Annotated in this window: 9 protein-coding genes; 6 read left to right on the plus strand and 3 right to left on the minus strand. The window is 56.3% G+C overall.

Annotated elements, in window-relative coordinates; translation table 11 throughout:
* Positions 1–125: 125 nt before the first annotated feature.
* The 3 genes from RGW60_RS21445 to aceE all read right to left on the minus strand — a co-directional run bounded on the left by RGW60_RS21445 (position 126) and on the right by aceE (position 7,631).
* Complete coding sequence (locus RGW60_RS21445; RefSeq protein ID WP_322206490.1) at positions 126–2,834, minus strand: putative bifunctional diguanylate cyclase/phosphodiesterase; 2,709 nt, start codon at positions 2,832–2,834, stop codon at positions 126–128.
* Positions 2,835–3,170: 336 nt separating this feature from the next.
* Positions 3,171–4,832 (minus strand): dihydrolipoyllysine-residue acetyltransferase, encoded by a 1,662-nt coding sequence (gene aceF, locus RGW60_RS21450; protein WP_322206491.1) that lies wholly within the window; start codon positions 4,830–4,832, stop codon positions 3,171–3,173.
* A gap of 153 nt (positions 4,833–4,985) precedes the next feature.
* Entirely contained in the window at positions 4,986–7,631 is a 2,646-nt protein-coding gene (gene aceE, locus RGW60_RS21455; RefSeq protein ID WP_322206493.1) for a pyruvate dehydrogenase (acetyl-transferring), homodimeric type, read from the minus strand.
* Between the two features lie 383 nt (positions 7,632–8,014).
* On the opposite strand from aceE, the gene glnE reads away from it, so the two are divergent.
* The 6 genes from glnE (at position 8,015) to RGW60_RS21485 (ending at position 16,678) form a co-directional block, all read left to right on the plus strand.
* Positions 8,015–10,963 carry a bifunctional [glutamate--ammonia ligase]-adenylyl-L-tyrosine phosphorylase/[glutamate--ammonia-ligase] adenylyltransferase gene (glnE, locus tag RGW60_RS21460; RefSeq protein ID WP_322206494.1) on the plus strand — a complete coding sequence of 983 codons (2,949 nt, stop codon included), beginning with the start codon at positions 8,015–8,017 and terminating at the stop codon, positions 10,961–10,963.
* Between the two features lie 127 nt (positions 10,964–11,090).
* Positions 11,091–12,125: a lipopolysaccharide heptosyltransferase II gene (gene waaF / locus RGW60_RS21465; RefSeq protein ID WP_322206495.1), complete on the plus strand. Its 1,035-nt coding sequence runs from the start codon at positions 11,091–11,093 to the stop codon at positions 12,123–12,125.
* A gap of 11 nt (positions 12,126–12,136) precedes the next feature.
* On the plus strand, positions 12,137–13,198 hold the full coding sequence (gene waaC / locus RGW60_RS21470) for a lipopolysaccharide heptosyltransferase I (protein WP_322206992.1): 1,062 nt from the start codon (positions 12,137–12,139) through the stop codon (positions 13,196–13,198).
* Positions 13,198–14,322 carry a glycosyltransferase family 4 protein gene (locus RGW60_RS21475; RefSeq protein WP_322206496.1) on the plus strand — a complete coding sequence of 375 codons (1,125 nt, stop codon included), beginning with the start codon at positions 13,198–13,200 and terminating at the stop codon, positions 14,320–14,322. The genes waaC and RGW60_RS21475 overlap by 1 nt, the downstream gene beginning before the upstream one ends.
* Positions 14,319–15,125 carry a lipopolysaccharide core heptose(I) kinase RfaP gene (gene rfaP / locus RGW60_RS21480; protein ID WP_322206497.1) on the plus strand — a complete coding sequence of 269 codons (807 nt, stop codon included), beginning with the start codon at positions 14,319–14,321 and terminating at the stop codon, positions 15,123–15,125. The genes RGW60_RS21475 and rfaP overlap by 4 nt, the downstream gene beginning before the upstream one ends.
* Before the next feature lie 116 nt (positions 15,126–15,241).
* Entirely contained in the window at positions 15,242–16,678 is a 1,437-nt protein-coding gene (locus RGW60_RS21485; protein ID WP_322206498.1) for a lipopolysaccharide kinase InaA family protein, read from the plus strand.
* Positions 16,679–16,701: the final 23 nt, after the last annotated feature.

Consider the following 16,701-nt stretch of genomic DNA (forward strand, 5'->3'; position numbering starts at 1 on the left):
GATGGTCGATGACGTCTTAATGGGGGTGATAGATGAAAGACCGACAGTTTGCCCGACAGTTCAGCTATGAGGGAAGGGGAGAAGGAGGAATCAGGACGAACGTAGTATTCAGAGCGGCAGCGGTATCAGCAGGACTGGAGATCAACCAGTGGGCCGCGAGGGTAACGTCGGAGCTTTTCGATTAGATCACTGCCTGGAATGGGGCGGTCGAACAAATAGCCTTGGCCGACGTCACATCGGTGTCGGCGCAGGAATCTCAGTTGTTCAACGGTTTCGATCCCTTCGGCGACCACTTTGAGTTTAAGGTTGTGAGCCATGGCGATCACCGCGGATGTGATCTCCATATCGTCTTGGTTATCGGGTATGTCACGGATGAAACTGCGATCAATCTTGATCACATCAATCGGAAATTTTTTCAAATAGCTCAGTGATGAATAACCAGTGCCAAAATCATCCATGGCAAGACTCAGGCCCAGCTGTTTCAAAAAGTCGAGTTGTTGGCGAGTGTCATCGGTCGCTTCCAGCAGCAGCCCCTCGGTAAGCTCAAGCTCAAGCATGGTTGCAGCCAAGCGTTCTTCCTTGAGGATGTTGGCAATCGAAGTCACTAAGTCTGGATCAGAAAACTGTTTGGGTGAGACGTTGATTGCTACGTGCAGGTGGTGCAGCCCTGCGGCAGTCAGCTCTTTGCTCATGCGGCAAGCTTGGCGCGCAACCCATTTCCCGATAGGGATAATCAACCCGGTTTCCTCCGCAACGCTGATGAACTGGTCCGGGCGGATCATGCCTTTTTCCGGATGATTCCAGCGTAACAGCGCTTCCATTCCTAGCAAGCGGCCGCTGCGCAGGCACAGTTTGGGCTGGTAGAAAACTTCCAGTTCATTCTGAGTCAGTGCACGACGCAGGTTGTTTTCGACGAACAGCTTATAGCTGGCTTCTGCGTCCAGTGCTTCGGTAAAGACCTGCACCTGATGCTTGCCGTTTGCTTTGGCTTTGTGCAGCGCCAAGCCGGCGTTCTTCATCAATGTTTGTGGATCGCGCCCGTGAATCGGCGCACTGGCCAAGCCTACGGAGCCGGTGACGCTGATCAATTGGTTGTCGACGAACATTGGTTTGTCCAGGGTCTTTAGTACCTGGACAGCGATTTGTATACCGGCCTCGACATCAGTGTCATCTAGCAGCACGGCGAATTCATTGCTGGCGAAACGCGCAAGGCTGCCACGGGGGCTCAGGCTATTGCGCAGGCGCCGGGCAAGACTGATCAGCAATTTATCGCCGGTCTGGTGGCCAAGGCTGTCATTAATGCGCTTGAAGTTGTCGATGTCCACCAGCAAGAGGCTGATCGGCGTGTCGCTGTCTCTGGCAAAACGCTCATCAAGGTTGCGGATGAACGCCGGCCGGTTACCCAGGCTGGTGAGATTGTCGGTGTACGCCAAGCGTTCAATGCGCTGTTGTGCCGCCTTGGTTTGAGTAATGTCTTCGTAGATGCCGATGTAGTGGGTCAACTCTCGGTCGTCGCCATACACCTTGGAAATTGAAAGCTGACCCCAGTAAGGTTCGAGATTTTTTCGGCGGCTCTTGAACTCACCCTGCCAGCTGTTGCTTTTGTCGAGGCTGGAGTTGGCGTCGATCAGCAGTTCATTGAGATTTTCTAACGCCGGAAGCTCGGACAGTCGGTGACCATGTACTTCTTCAGTGGTGTATTGAGTGATCGCGGTGAAGCTAGGGTTGACGTACTCGACCACACCGTTGCAGTTGACCAGCAAAAACGCGTTGGCACTTTGCTCCACGGCACGCTGAAACAGGTGCAGGGCGCTGGTAGCGGTGCGTCGGTTGTGGTTGTTGATGACTTGGGCAAACTGGTCAGCCAGCTCGCCAGCGAATGCAATTTCATCGGATTGCCACGGGCGCGCTATGCCGATCTGTTCAAGGCACAGTACGCCAACCACCAAGCCATCAATGCGGATGCTTGCGTCAAGTATTGCATTGATGTCTCTGGGCCTCAGTTTGTCGGCTAATTCGCTTGTGCGCGGATCGTGCATGACATCGTTGGCATCAATGGCTCGACTGGTGTGCAGCGCTTCGAGGTAATTCGGGAAATGGGCAAGATCAATCGCTTTGGGCTGTACGAAATCACCAGTGTCGAGGTGGTACGCCGCGATGGGCTCCAAATGACTGCCGCTGAGATTCCAGATACTTGCACACGAGATATCGTATATCTCGCAGGCGCTTTGGGTGATCAACTTGGCTGCTTCTTGTACTGAGTCATGTGTGCTGTAGCGATGACGGGCCAGCCGTAGAATCAGGCTTTGCTGGGCGCGTACCCGCTCCAGGTGCTGCAACTGTTCATGCTGAGCGCGCTGGTTAAGTTCAAGCGCGATGTGCAAACGGTTGTTTTGAGTGTCCAGATCTTGGGCGGCGCTCGGATCGTTGTTGTCGAATAGTCCTTGCACCACCATCAAGTAACCGCGCAGCAAGTCGCGGTTGTGTTGTCGGTATCCTTCACCAACCTCTAGCAGGCTTATCTCGCCTTTTGCAGTGTGCAGTGTGTAGCGAATCAGATAGAACGGGCTGTCTTTCAATTGTGCTTGTACGGCTTCGTGCATCTGATGGCGCGCTTGCGGCTCCATCAGGTTTGCATACGGCGAGCCAACCAGCGCACACAGCTCTACTGCGGGCAAGCCGAACTGTTTTTCGCAATTGGGATCAAGGTACAGCAGCGCCCAGTTAGCTTCGTTCAGCCGTTCGAAACGCAACATACCGAGCCGAGAAGGCACCGGTAATTGCGTCACTACCTCGGCCGCGGTTCGACCGACGGCATCGGGTTGGCTTTTCATCAAGGGCTCGCTTTCAGAATGCTGATCGCGCACGGGCTAAAGCCCTCTTTTATGTCGCGTGCCGCAAGGTTGCATCATGCAGCTCTGGCTGACAAGTGAGCGCGGTGGCTTAGTGCTATAAATCTATCGGTTTAGTGCACGAGATCTGACGTAATACTGTTTAGCGCTTCTTTTTAGGCAAAAAAAGCCCCGCCAAGTTGGCGGGGTTGAGGTACGAGCGTGGCAGCTCGGAAATAGTGCCTGTCGGAACCAACTTGTTGGTGAGGCGAGTTTTCAAGAAAACCGCATCAATCCTCCCACCAGTAAGTTGGCTTCTACAGGTTTTTGCACCGTTTGTTACAGCAGCATCGTTCGGATGTCCGCTAGCAGCTCGCTCAAGCGTTTGGTGAAGCGTGCAGCAGCAGCGCCGTTGATAACACGGTGATCGTAGGACAATGACAGCGGCAGCATCAGTTTCGGCTGGAAGACTTTGCCATCCCATACGGGTTGGATGGTAGCTTTTGATACGCCAAGGATCGCCACTTCTGGTGCGTTGACGATTGGCGTGAACCCGGTACCGCCAATGTGCCCAAGGCTTGAGATCGTGAAACAAGCGCCTTGCATGTCGTCAGCAGACAGCTTCTTTGAACGGGCTTTTTCGGCCAGTTCAGCGGCTTCAGCCGCCAGTTGCAGCAAGCTTTTCTGATCGACGTTCTTGATGACCGGGACAAGCAAACCTTCCGGTGTGTCCACGGCAAAGCCGATGTTCACGTATTTCTTGCGGATGATGGCCTTGCCGCTTGGCGCCAACGAGCTGTTGAAGTCCGGTAGTTCCTTAAGCAGGAAGGCACTGGCCTTGAGCAGCAGTGGCAATACGGTCAGCTTGACACCGGCCTTTTCTGCAACGGATTTTTGCGCGATACGGAACGCTTCAAGCTCTGTGATATCAGCCTGATCGAACTGAGTCACGTGCGGAATATTCAACCAGCTGCGATGCAGGCTGGCAGCACCCAGTTGCATCAGGCGCGTCATCGGCACTTCTTCGGTTTCGCCATAACGGCTGAAATCAACCACCGGAATCGGCGGAATACCTGCGCCGCCGGTAGCACCGGCAGCGGGTGCAGCCTTAGCTTTCTGCATCATGGCCTGGACGTAAACTTGCACGTCCTCCTTGAGCACGCGACCGTGTGGGCCCGTTGCTCCGACAGCGCCCAGCTCTACGCCCAATTCACGGGCCAATTGGCGCACAGCCGGTCCCGCGTGAGTCTTGGCCCCGTCTTTAGCAGGTGCGGGTGCAGGCGCTTGAGAGGCAGGTGCTTCTTCCGTTTTTGCTACTGACGCAGGCGCCGCGTCAGCCTTCGCTGGAGCTGCTGGTGTTGCGGCTTGAGCCGGTGCGGAGGGTGCAGCTGCGCCGGCCACTTTCAACTTCAGGATCAGGTCACCGGTACCGACTTCATCGTCCAGCTTGATAATGATGCTTTCCACTACGCCGGCGGACGGCGAAGGGATTTCCATACTGGCCTTGTCAGATTCGAGGGTGATCAGTGATTGATCCGCCACGATGGTGTCGCCGACCTTAACCATTACTTCGATGATTTTGGCTTTGGCGGATGACCCAATATCAGGAACGTGGATGTCCTGAATGGTTTCGCTGGCCGCAGCCGCAGCCGCAGCCGCAGGAGCAGCTGCCGGTTCAGCCGCAGCTGGAGCGGGCGCTGCTTTTTCTGGAGCCGCGGCCGCAGCGGGTGCGGCGGCAGCTGCTTCGGCGGCAGGCGCAGCTGCGTCACCTTCTACTTCCAGCTCAAACAGTTCGTCGCCTTCTTTAAGGCGGTCGCCCAGTTTCACTTTCATACTTTTGATGACACCGGCTTTAGGCGCAGGGATTTCCATGCTCGCCTTGTCCGATTCCAGCGTAAGAATGCTCTGTTCGGCTTCGATGCGATCGCCGACCTTGACCATTAACTCAATGACTTCGCCTTCACCGTTGCCGATGTCGGGTACTCGAATTAGCTCACTCACAATGTCTCTCCTTCGGAGAACCTGTTCACTCTCGACTGCACTGTGTTGGTTGCGACGAACACAGCGTCGGACGCTCATTTACGTGGGTAAATTCCGCATCCTCAGCTGTTCCGCGCTTCTTGTCAGCGCCCTTTGCGATCTTGAGACAGACTCTTAACAGTCCAGTGGGTTACGTTTTTCAGGATCGATGCCGAACTTGGCAATGGCTTCAGCCACTACTTTAGGTTCGATGTCGCCGCGATCAGCCAAGGCTTCCAAAGCCGCCAGCACCACGAAGTGGCGGTCAACTTCAAAGAAGTTACGCAGCTTCTTGCGGCTATCACTGCGGCCGAAACCGTCAGTGCCCAGGACTTTGTATTCTTTGGTCGGTACCCACTGACGAATCTGGTCAGCGAACAGTTTCATATAGTCGGTCGATGCAATCACCGGACCCTTACGGCCAGTGAGGCATTCTTCCACGTAGCTCAGGACAGGTTTCTGACCTGGGTGCAGACGGTTACTGCGTTCAACGGCAAGACCGTCGCGACGCAGTTCGTTGAAGCTAGTGACGCTCCAGACATCTGCACCGACGTTGAACTGCTCGCGCAGAATCTTCGCCGCTTCGCGTACTTCACGCAGGATAGTGCCCGAGCCCATGAGTTGGACGTGGTGCGCCGCTTCCTTGGTGTCCTCCTCAAGCAAGTACATACCCTTGATGATGCCTGCCTCGGAACCCGCCGGCATGGCCGGGTGCGCGTAGGACTCGTTCATCACGGTCAGGTAGTAGAAAACGTCCTGCTGCTCTTCGAACATCAGGCGCATGCCTTCACGGATGATCACCGCCAGTTCATAGCCGTAAGTCGGGTCGAATGTGCGGCAGTTCGGGATGGTCGAGGCCAGAATGTGGCTGTGACCGTCTTCGTGCTGCAGACCTTCACCGTTGAGCGTGGTTCGACCGGCCGTGCCGCCAACCAGGAAGCCACGGGTGCGGCTGTCGCCAGCGGCCCAAGCCAAGTCACCGATCCGTTGGAAACCGAACATCGAATAGAAGATGTAAAACGGAATCATCGGTTGGTTGTGGCTGCTGTACGAGGTACCGGCAGCAATGAAGGAGGACATAGCGCCTGCTTCGTTGATGCCTTCTTCGAGAATCTGACCTTTCTTGTCTTCGCGGTAGAACATCACTTGTTCTTTATCGACTGGCTCGTAGAGCTGGCCGACGGACGAGTAGATGCCCAACTGACGGAACATGCCTTCCATACCGAAAGTACGGGCTTCATCCGGGATAATCGGCACGATACGCTGGCCGACTTCCTTGTCCTTGACCAATTGCGACAGAATCCGCACGAAGGCCATGGTGGTGGAGATTTCGCGGTCGCCAGTACCGTCAAGCAGTGCTTTAAGGCTTTCCAGCGGCGGCGTCGGCAAGCTGAAGCTCTTGGCGCGGCGCTGAGGGACGAAACCACCGAGTGCAGTGCGGCGCTCGCTCAAGTAACGGGCTTCGGCGCTGTCTGGTTCTGGTTTGAAGAACGGCAGGGTATCCAATTGATCATCTTTGATCGGAATGTCGAAACGGTCGCGAAAGCTTTTCAGGCTGTCGACGTCAACTTTCTTGGTGTTGTGCGCGGTGTTTTTCGCTTCGCCGGCGCCAGTGCCATAACCTTTGATGGTCTTGGCCAATACCACGGTCGGTTGACCCTTGTGGTTGACTGCCTGGTGGTAGGCCGCATACATCTTGTACGGGTCATGACCACCGCGGTTGAGCTTCCAGATTTCGTCGTCGGACAAATCAGCAACCATCGCCTTGAGTTCAGGCGAGTTGAAGAAGTGTTCGCGAACGAATGCGCCGTCTTTGGCTTTGTAATTCTGGTATTCGCCGTCGATGACTTCATCCATCCGGCGTTGCAGGATACCGTCGGTATCTTTAGCCAGCAGTGGGTCCCAGAAACGGCCCCAAACGACTTTAGTCACGTTCCATTGAGCGCCACGGAACACGCCTTCGAGTTCCTGGATGATCTTGCCGTTGCCGCGAACCGGACCGTCAAGACGCTGCAGGTTGCAGTTGACGACGAAAATCAGGTTGTCGAGTTTTTCACGACCGGCCAAAGAGATTGCGCCCAGCGATTCTGGTTCGTCAGTCTCGCCATCTCCGAGGAAGCACCAGACTTTTTGCTTGCCTTCAGGGATGTAGCCGCGATGTTCCAGGTACTTCATGAAGCGTGCCTGGTAGATCGCCTGAATCGGGCCCAGGCCCATGGAGACGGTCGGGAACTGCCAGAAATCCTTCATCAGCCACGGATGCGGGTATGACGACAGGCCTTTGCCATCAACTTCCTGACGGAAGTTGTTCATTTGGTCTTCGGTAATCCTGCCTTCCATGAATGCACGGGCGTAAACGCCTGGTGATGCGTGACCCTGGAAGTAGATCAGGTCGCCGCCGTGTTCATCGGTCGGAGCCTGGAAAAAATAGTTGAAACCGATGTCATACAGGGTTGCGCTTGAGGCGAAGCTGGAAATATGGCCGCCCAGATCGGGGTCGTTCATGTTGGTTTTGACCACCATGGCCAAAGCGTTCCATCGCACCAACGAGCGAATGCGGCGTTCCATGAACAGGTCGCCAGGCATGCGTGCTTCGTGGGTAACGGGAATCGTGTTGCGATATGGCGTGGTGATGGCGTAAGGCAGCTGTGAGCCACTTCTGGTGGCAAGCTCGCCCATACGGGTCATCAAATAGTGGGCGCGGTCTTCGCCTTCTTTGTCGAGAACCGATTCCAGGGCGTCCAACCATTCCTGGGTTTCGACGGGATCGAGGTCTTGCATGGCTTGCTCCAGGGCGGAAAGGCTTCCAGAATCGGTTGCCTGAGTTAGCGACTGGCCTTGTGGGCAGACGACATAAAATTCTTGGATGACCGGAGGTTGTACCGGCGTTGTGTAGTTTTACTACAAATCGTCGGCCATTTCAGCCTTTCGACTTTGTCTCCTAGTAGTAAAACTACAGAAGAGCGTAAGTGCAGCTCCTATTGTGTTGTGATGTAAATCGATAATGTGAGTGCGAAGTGAACTGTAACAGGTTAAAAGTTGATGTTAGCTGCCAATAAATTCTGGTTTTTAGCTATTTCTAACTTTTGTTCGACGATTCTGTCAGTTATGCATTTGTTCCTGCCACTGCGGCGGTCCCTCCCCACGCCGACCAAGGATAGCCCATGAGTCTCCCTTTGCTGGCCGAACTGCCGGCCATCCTCCTTCCGTTTGTCGGTCGTGCGCAACTGACTTTACGCACTAATGCCACCGCTTTATCGGATGCCGCCCTGGCTCAACTTGATGCATGGCCCGACTCCCGCCGTGTAACGTTCGAACGGGTGTGCGCGGCCAGCGATTTTGTGGCCGAGCAAATGTCTCGCGACACCTCAATGTTTTTGGACTTGATGGACTCCGGGCAACTGGATCGCAGTTTTTGGGCAGGGGAGTTACGCGAGCAAATAGCCGCCGCCGTGCAGACCGCCGAAACCGAAGACGACTTGGGCCGCCTACTGCGCAGACAGCGCACCCGCCACCAAATTCGCATTGTCTGGCGTGACCTGAGCCGCCAGGCCGACCTTATAGAAACCTGCCGTGACCTGTCAGACATGGCGGATGCCTGCATCGATTTGGCTTATCAGTGGTTGTACCTGCGTCATTGTCAGCAGTTCGGTACGCCGATGGGTCGTCGCAGCGGGGAGCCGCAACAGATGGTGATCCTCGGAATGGGCAAGCTAGGCGCGGTGGAGCTCAACCTGTCGTCCGACATAGACCTGATCTTCGGCTACCCCGAAGGTGGCGAAACCCAAGGGGTCAAGCGGTCTATCGACAACCAGGAATTTTTTATCCGGTTGGGTCAACGGCTAATCAAAGCCCTAGATCCGATCACGGTGGACGGCTTTGTGTTCCGCGTTGACATGCGTCTGCGGCCTTACGGTTCATCCGGCGCGCTGGTGCTTAGCTTCAATGCGCTAGAGCAGTATTACCAGGACCAGGGTCGTGACTGGGAGCGCTACGCCATGATCAAGGCGCGAGTGGTAGGCGGAGATCAACAGGCCGGTGCCCTGTTGATCGACCTGCTACGGCCCTTTGTATATCGGCGTTATTTGGACTTTTCAGCCATCGAAGCGCTGCGCACGATGAAGCAGCTGATTCATCAGGAAGTCCGCCGTAAAGGTATGGCCGACAACATAAAACTGGGCTCTGGCGGTATTCGAGAAGTCGAATTTATCGCCCAGGCGTTCCAACTAATCCATGGTGGTCGCGACCTCAGCTTGCAGCAACGACCTTTGTTAAAAGTGCTCAATACCTTGGAAGGCCAAGGTTACTTGCCGCCGGCGGTGGTCGGTGAGTTGCGCCAAGCTTATGAGTTCTTGCGGTACACCGAGCACGCAATCCAGGCAATCGCTGATCGTCAGACCCAGATGCTGCCCGATGGCGAAGTTGATCAAGCGCGTATGGCTTTCATGCTGGGCTTTGCCGACTGGGCAAGTTTTCTCGAGCGACTAATGTATTGGCGCGGCCGAGTGGCGTGGCATTTCCGTCAGGTCATCGCCGACCCGGATGAGGAGGACGGCGATGAAGGCCGGGTAGTAGTGTTGGGCACAGAGTGGTTGCCGTTATGGGAAGATTCTCAGGATGAAGGCGCAGCCTGTCGGCAGCTGGAAGATGGCGGTTTTGCTGACGCCGCTAATGCGTTGAAACGTCTGTCGGGATTGCGCAATAGCCCGCAACTGCGTGCCATGCAACGCCTGGGTCGCGAGCGTCTTGATGCGTTTATTCCGAGGCTGCTGGCCCAAACGGTTGAGCACAGTGATCCGGACTTGGTGCTGGAGCGCGTGCTGCCGCTGGTCGAAGCTGTTGCTCGACGTTCGGCGTATCTGGTGTTGCTAACTGAAAATCCGAGAGCTTTGCGGCGCCTGTTGACGCTATGTGCGGCCAGTCCGTGGATCGCCGAGCAAATCGCGCGTTTTCCACTATTGCTCGATGAGCTGCTCAACGAGGACCGTCTGTTTAGCCCGCCTTTGGCCCCGGAGCTGGGCGCTGAGTTACGCGAACGGCTGACGCGTATTCCTGAGGACGACCTGGAACAGCAAATGGAAGCCCTGCGCCATTTTAAGCTGGCGCACAGCTTGCGGGTGGCGGCCTCGGAGATCAGCGGTAATCTGCCATTGATGAAAGTCAGCGACTACCTGACCTGGCTGGCGGAAGCGATTCTTGAACAAGTACTGGCGCTGGCTTGGCGACACACCGTGGCTAAACACGGTACACCTAAGCATTCTGATGGCACGTTGTGTGATCCGGGCTTTATCATCGTAGGCTATGGGAAGGTCGGCGGTATCGAATTGGGTCACGGCTCGGACCTGGATCTAGTGTTCATCCATGACGGTGATCCCCACGCGGAAACCGATGGCGCCAAACCCATCGACAGCGCGCAGTTCTTCACCCGACTGGGTCAGCGAATTATTCATTTGCTGACCGCCCAAACTAATTCTGGCCAGTTGTACGAGGTTGATATGCGCCTGCGACCCTCGGGCGCATCTGGATTGCTGGTCAGTTCATTGGGCGCGTTCGATCGCTATCAACAAAGCGAAGCCTGGACCTGGGAACATCAGGCGCTGGTTCGTGCGCGCGTATTGGTTGGGAGTCATGAGGTCGGCTCGGCGTTTGAGGCAGTGCGCGCAGCGGTGCTGAGTCGTGAACGTGATTTAACGGCCTTACGGACCGACGTCAGTGAGATGCGCGCCAAGATGCGCGGCACCCTCGGCAGCAAGGCTACCGTGGCCGGAACCGCCGCCAACGCCTTTGAAGCCACGGCACCGTTCGATCTCAAGCAGGATGCCGGAGGTATCGTCGATATCGAATTTATGGTGCAATACGCCGCCTTGGCATGGTCCTGGGAGCACCCGGAGCTGCTGCGCTACACCGACAACATCCGCATACTCGAAGGGCTGGAACACGCAAGTCTAATCCCGAGCGCAGATGCAGATCTGTTGCGGGAGGCTTATAAAGTCTATCGTGCAGCCGCGCACCGTCAGGCTTTGCAGAAGCAAGCCGGGGTGGTCAGTGGTGATCAGTTTCATGCCGAAAGGCGCGAAGTGCTGCGGATCTGGGCGGGGTTGGGTTTGAGTTAACAGTCTTATCCGGCGTGCCAAGGGTGGTATGCCTTTATAGCTATGACAGGGAGGCGTCAGGTTGTGTGGAACCGCTCCGCAACCTGATAAGCCTCCCTGATCGTTTCTGATGGTTTTTGGATTAAGCATGAGAATTCTGATCGTAGGGCCAAGCTGGGTCGGCGACATGGTGATGGCACAAACACTGTTTCAATGCTTGAAGCAGCGTCATCCCCAGTGTGAAATCGATGTGCTGGCGCCCGAATGGAGTCGGCCCATCCTTGAGCGCATGCCGCAAGTGCGTAGGGCCTTGAGCTTTCCGCTCGGCCACGGCGTACTTGAATTAGCCACTCGGCGCCGGATCGGCAAGTCACTGAAGGGGCAGTACGACCAGGCGATACTGCTGCCCAACTCCCTGAAGTCAGCGCTGGTCCCCTTTTTTGCGGGCATCCCCAAGCGCACCGGTTGGCGTGGCGAGTTTCGCTACGGATTGCTCAACGACGTGCGCACCCTGGACAAACAGCGTTACCCGCTGATGATTGAGCGGTTTATGGCGCTGGCCTTCGAAGCTGACGCTGAGATTCCACGGCCTTATCCACGCCCGAGCCTGCAAATCGATGCCGCTACCCGCGACGTCGCACTGCAGAAGTTTGGCTTGAGCCTGGATCGTCCGTTGTTGGTGCTGTGCCCCGGCGCTGAGTTCGGCGAATCCAAGCGCTGGTCAGCCGAGCACTACGCCAAAGTGGCTGAGGCGAAGGTTCGAGAGGGATGGCAAGTGTGGCTGTTTGGCTCAAAGAAGGATCATCCGGTCGGCGAAAGTATTCGCGAACGGTTGATTCCGGGTTTGCGTGAAGAGTCAATCAACCTCTGCGGCGAAACCTCGCTGGCCGAAGCCATCGATCTGATGTCTTGCGCCGACGCGGTGGTGTCCAACGACTCAGGGCTGATGCACGTGGCTGCAGCGCTCAACCGGCCATTGGTGGCGGTCTACGGCTCTACCTCGCCAGCTTTTACGCCACCACTGGCTGAACACGTCGAAATCGTCCAATTGGGCATCGAGTGCAGCCCTTGCTTCGAGCGTACCTGCCGTTTCGGTCATTACAATTGCTTGCGTCTGCTTGAACCCAAACCTGTGGTCGAGGCGCTGAGTCGCTTGGGCGGCACCCCGGTCGAGGTTTCCTGATTTTGTGTAGTTTGCGGGTACTGTTGATTAAGACTTCCTCTTTGGGGGATGTGATTCATGCGTTGCCAGCGTTGACCGACGCTGCTCGTGCGTTACCGGGCATTCAGTTCGATTGGGTGGTTGAAGAAAGCTTCGCCGAGATCCCGTCTTGGCATCCTGCGGTGGCTGAGGTCATTCCGGTGGCGATTCGTCGCTGGCGTAAAAACCTCTGGCAAACCTTCAGGAACGGCGAATGGCGCGGCTTGAAGAAACGCTTAAGCGAAACCCGTTACGACTTGGTAATTGACGCCCAAGGGCTGGTAAAAAGTGCCTGGCTTACTCGTTACGTCAAGGCGCCGGTAGTTGGCCTTGATCGGCTGTCGGCCCGCGAACCATTGGCGAGCCGATTCTATGATCGGCATTTCCCCGTCAATCCTGAGCAGCATGCGGTGCAACGCTCGCGGTTGTTATTTGCCCAGGCGTTGGGCTATGAGGTGCCGGACGATATCGGCGATTACGGCCTTGATCGTTCGCGCTTGATTGATGCGCCGGTGGACGAGCCGTTTGTGCTGTTTTTACATGGCACCACGTGGGCCACCAAACACTGGCCGGAGCTCTACTGGCGGCAGTTGGCTGAGATCATGAGCGGGCGTGGGCTGCAAGTGCGCCTGCCGTGGGGCAATCCCGCCGAGTTGGCCCGCGCAGAACGCATCGCACTTGGGCTCGATAACGTTGTGGTGCTGCCCAAACTCAACTTGGCGGGTGTCGCGCGGGTGTTGGTTGGCGCTCAGGCATGTGTGGCGGTGGACACCGGCCTCGGCCATTTGGCGGCTGCGCTGGACGTGCCGACCCTGTCACTGTTTGGTCCCACTGACCCGGTATTGACCGGTGCTTATGGTAGATCCCAGGTACACATGGCCAGCGACTTCCCCTGCGCGCCCTGCCTGCAAAAGAAATGCACCTATCGCCCGACCGTTGAAGAACAGCGTCGTTTCGATCTAAGTAGCGAGTGGCCGTTGTGCTTCACTCGTTTGAATCCCGAGCGAGTAGCGAGCCAGTTGGGCTCGCTGTTGCTGGCAAAGGAACCCAACTGATGCAATTGGCGTTTGTGTTGTACAAATACTTTCCGTTCGGCGGTCTGCAACGCGACTTCATGCGCATTGCCCTGGAGTGTCAGCAACGCGGTCATGATATTCGCGTTTACACGCTAACTTGGGAAGGTGAAGTACCGTCCGGATTTGAGGTGGTGATGGTGCCGGTCAAGGCGCTGTTCAATCACACGCGTTACGAAAGGCTCAGCGCGTGGGTCGAGGCGGATCTGCTCAAGCGTCCGGTGGACCGTCTGATCGGCTTCAATAAAATGCCGGGGCTGGATGTGTACTACGCCGCTGATGGCTGCTTCGAAGACAAAGCGCAAAACCTGCGCAGTTCGCTGTATCGCCGCTGGGGCCGCTATCGTCACTTCGCTGCTTACGAGCGAGCGGTATTTGCCAAAGACGCTAAAACCGACGTGCTGATGATCTCCGAAGTACAGCAACCGTTGTTCGTCAAACACTACGGCACCCCTGCTGAGCGCTTTCATCTGCTGCCGCCGGGGATTGGGTTGGACCGTCGAGCGCCTGCGGATGCGCCGCAGATTCGTGCCGAGTTCCGTCAGGAGTTCGGCCTTGCCGATGACGACTTGCTGGTCGTACAAATTGGTTCAGGGTTCAAGACCAAGGGCGTGGACCGCAGCCTTAAGGCGTTGGCCGCATTGCCGCCTGAGCTGAAAGCGCGCACGCGACTGTTTGTAATCGGTCAGGACGACCCCAAAGTATTCCAGGTGCAAAGCGCCACGTTGGGGATCAGCGAGCAGGTGCAGTTCCTCAAGGGGCGCAGCGACATACCCCGCTTCCTGATGGGTGCCGACCTATTGATTCACCCGGCATACAACGAAAACACCGGTACTGTTTTACTCGAAGCCTTGGTCGCGGGCCTGCCGGTACTGGTCAGCGCTGTATGTGGTTATGCGCATTACATTGCCGAAGCTGACTGTGGGCGGGTGCTGACCCACCCGTTCGAACAGGCGCAACTCAATCAATACCTCGCTACCATGTTGGCTGATGATTCGGCGCGTGCAGCCTGGAGCCAGCACGGTTTGGTCTTTGCCGATACAGCGGACCTTTACAGCATGCCGCAGCACGCGGCCGATGTAATTCTGGCGGAGCACCACGGATGAAACTGATTCTCGCTGAACCGTTCAAAAGACTTTGGGATGGTCGCGATGCGTTCGCCGAAGTCGAGGCTTTGGACGGTCAGGTTTATCGTGAGCTAGAAGGTCGACGCACTTTACGTACTGAAGTCGAGGGTCGCGGTTATTTCGTCAAGATTCATCGGGGAATTGGCTGGGGCGAAGTGGCCAAAAATCTGGTAACCGCCAAGTTGCCGGTGCTGGGTGCCGGTCAGGAGTGGCGGGCGATCAACCGTCTGCATGAAGTCGGCGTGCCAACCATGACCGCCGTAGCCTACGGTGAGCGCGGGAATAACCCTGCCGCACAGCATTCGTTCATCGTCACCGAGGAGCTGGCGCCTACTGTCAGCCTGGAAGATTTCAGTATTCATTGGCGTCAGGAGCCACCGGCACCGCGCCTCAAGCGTGCGTTAATAGCCGAAGTTGCGCGCATGACCGGCATCATGCACCGCGCTGGTGTCAACCACCGCGATTGCTACATCTGCCACTTTCTGTTGCACACCGACAAACCGGTGACCGCCGATGACTTCAAGCTGTCGCTGATCGATCTGCACCGCGCCCAGACGCGCAAGACGATTACCTTGCGCTGGCGCAACAAGGATCTGGCCGCCCTGTATTTCTCGGCTTTGGACATTGGGCTGACCTCGCGCGATAAATTGCGCTACATGTGCGGATACTTTCAACTTCCGTTGCGTCAAGTCGTCGCACAAGAGTCGGCATTGCTCGCTTGGCTGGAGACTAAAGCCAGTAAGCTTTACGAGCGCAAACGACGTTACGGTGATGCACTCTGATGGCCGCAGGCAAACGTGGATAGCTGGACTGACCTGAGCACGTGGATACAGCGGCGGCCGATGCTGTTCGCCCACCAGGGTCTGACAAAGTGCAGTAGTTATAAAGAGGTATGTTGATGCAGTTGTCTGATCTGAAATTCGCCGGACGTACGCCGATACTGCCCATCAACCTGGCGCTGGCCGATGCTGCTGGCCCAGCCGAACTGCAATTGTTGACGTTACTGCGTGTTTTGCCGGGGCAACGTTATGTTGGCGCCGGTATCTGGCGCGGCCGTACGGTGCTGGCGAAACTGTTGGTCGGCTCTAAGGCGGCTCGACGCTTTCAACGCGAGCGTGATGGTGTCCACCACCTAGCCGAGCAGGGCATGACGACCCCGTTATTGTTGGTCGAAGGCCTCAAAGAAGGTCAGGGCGGCTGGCTATTATTCGAGTTTCTGGAAGGCGCGCAAAGCCTCGGCGATAGTTGGGCTGAGGTCGAAACATTGCCCCCCCTCGCGTATGAGCAGCAAACGGTATTGGGGGAGGCACTGTCAATAATCGCAACGCTACACAGCAAAGGGTTGTGGCAAGAAGACCTTCATTTGGACAACCTGCTGCGTTATCAAGGGCAGTTGTATCTGATTGATGGGGCGGGCATTCGCGCCGAACAGGCAGGTAATCCGTTGTCGCGGCAGCGGGTGTTGGAAAATCTGGGTGTTTTTTTTGCTCAGTTGCCAAAGGCCTTGGAACCGTTCACCGAAGAGCTGTTGGTGCATTATTTGCTGAGCAATGGCGAACACGCCTTGCCCATGCAAGCACTGCAAAAACAGATCAACAAGACCCGCAACTGGCGTTTGAAAGACTTCCTGGGCAAAGTCGCGCGCGATTGCAGTTTGTTTAGCGTCTACGATGGTCCTTTCAGTCTGCGCGCTATTCGTCGCGAAGAAGAGGCCGCAATGTCGCCGGTGCTGGCTGACGCCGATGGGTTGCTTGATCACGGTCATTTGTACAAGACCGGAGGAGCGGCCAGCGTAGGGCGAGTTGAGGTGGCAGGTCGGCAGCTTGTGATCAAACGCTACAACGTTAAAAATTTCGCTCACTGGCTCAAACGTTTTTGGCGTCCGAGCCGCGCTTGGCATTCATGGCGCGAAGGCAATCGGCTGGCGTTTCTTGGTATTGCAACACCTAAGCCGCTGGCGATGCTGGAGCTGCGATTTTTCTGGCTGCGGTTCAAGGCATACCTGATCACTGAATATTTGCCGGGGCCGGACATTATTGAGCAGTTTGCGCCGCATGTGGCCTCGGGCGATGTTCCGCAAGCGGAGTTGTTGGCGCTTGACCACCTGTTCGCTCGGCTGATTGACGAGCGAATCAGCCATGGTGATCTCAAAGGACACAACGTGTTCTGGCATCAAGACCGTTGGGCGCTGATCGATCTCGACGCCATGTGTCAACACACCTCAGCTTCTTCTTTTTCATCTGCATTTGCGCGAGATCGGGCACGATTCATGCGCAACTGGCCACCCGAAAGCGCGCTGCACCAATTGCTGGAGCAGCGCTTGCCTCGGTGTTGATTTGCCTACACGTTATCTCTGGA

It is taken from the genome of Pseudomonas sp. AB6, from assembly GCF_034314105.1.
GTDB lineage: Bacteria > Pseudomonadota > Gammaproteobacteria > Pseudomonadales > Pseudomonadaceae > Aquipseudomonas.

What these genes read in the sequence shown, in the direction of transcription:
- rfaP (WP_322206497.1), top strand. Translation starts at nt 14,319, where the DNA reads ATGAAACTGATTCTCGCTGAACCGTTCAAAAGACTTTGGGATGGTCGC.
- RGW60_RS21475 (WP_322206496.1), top strand. Translation starts at nt 13,198, where the DNA reads ATGCAATTGGCGTTTGTGTTGTACAAATACTTTCCGTTCGGCGGTCTG.
- glnE (WP_322206494.1), top strand. Translation starts at nt 8,015, where the DNA reads ATGAGTCTCCCTTTGCTGGCCGAACTGCCGGCCATCCTCCTTCCGTTT.
- RGW60_RS21485 (WP_322206498.1), top strand. Translation starts at nt 15,242, where the DNA reads ATGCAGTTGTCTGATCTGAAATTCGCCGGACGTACGCCGATACTGCCC.
- waaF (WP_322206495.1), top strand. Translation starts at nt 11,091, where the DNA reads ATGAGAATTCTGATCGTAGGGCCAAGCTGGGTCGGCGACATGGTGATG.
- aceE (WP_322206493.1), bottom strand. Translation starts at nt 7,631, where the DNA reads ATGCAAGACCTCGATCCCGTCGAAACCCAGGAATGGTTGGACGCCCTG.
- RGW60_RS21445 (WP_322206490.1), bottom strand. Translation starts at nt 2,834, where the DNA reads ATGAAAAGCCAACCCGATGCCGTCGGTCGAACCGCGGCCGAGGTAGTG.